Origin of the sequence: Lactobacillus helveticus DSM 20075 = CGMCC 1.1877 (assembly GCF_000160855.1) — a bacterium.
Classification (GTDB): Bacteria; Bacillota; Bacilli; order Lactobacillales; family Lactobacillaceae; genus Lactobacillus; species Lactobacillus helveticus.
Genome location: NZ_GG700780.1, coordinates 1 through 822 on the forward strand (window position 1 = coordinate 1; position 822 = coordinate 822).

Sequence of the window (822 nt, forward strand, 5' to 3'; positions counted from 1 at the left end):
AGAGTTACTGCGAAACATCTGCTATAATCTTAAATTATGAAATACGAAACAGCTAAAAATTTAAACAATACCAGATTCAAGCGTCTGATCGGCGTTGCCAAGCCTGTCTTTGACGAAATGGTCAAAGCATTAAAAGCCGAATATCAAGTCAAGCATGCCCGAGGCGGCAGAAAGCCCAAGCTGGCAATTGAAGACCTGCTTCTGGCTACTTTGCAGTACCTCAAGGAATACCGTACTTATGAACAAATAGCTGCCGATTACGGTGTGCATGACAGCAACCTGATCAGAAGAAGCCACTGGGCCGAAGAGACTTTGGTTAAGCATGGCTTTAACATTGGCAAGCAAGAAATCAAGCCAGACGATGTTGTCTTAATCGATGCCACTGAAGTAAAGATTCAACGCCCAAAAAAAGACAAGCAGCTTATTATTCCGGCAAGAAAAAGCAGCACGTTTTAAAAGCCCAGGCGATTACAGACACTACCGGCAGAATTATTCATTTAGACAGCTGCCAGGCATACCGGCATGACATGCGGCTGCTGCGTGAGTCAAGGCGCAGTCTGCACCGATCCGGTTTGATTTTAGCGGATAGCGGCTATCAGGGATTGGACAAGATTTGCTTTCAGGCAAAAACACCGGTCAAATCCAGCAAGAAGAAACCGCTGACTCAGCAGGACAGAGAGCTGAATCATTTAATTTCTTCAATTCGAATCAAGGTCGAGCATGTATTTGGCAAGGTCAAAGCATACAAAATATTTTCTACTACGTATCGCAATCATCGCCGACGTTTTAATTTAAGAATGAATTTAATCTGCGGGATCATCA

General features: G+C 43.8%; 1 pseudogene. It reads left to right on the top strand.

From position 1 onward, the window contains the following. Positions 1-36: 36 nt before the first annotated feature. A pseudogene (locus HMPREF0518_RS09935) lies at positions 37-822 on the top strand (IS5-like element ISL2A family transposase); the annotation flags it as partial.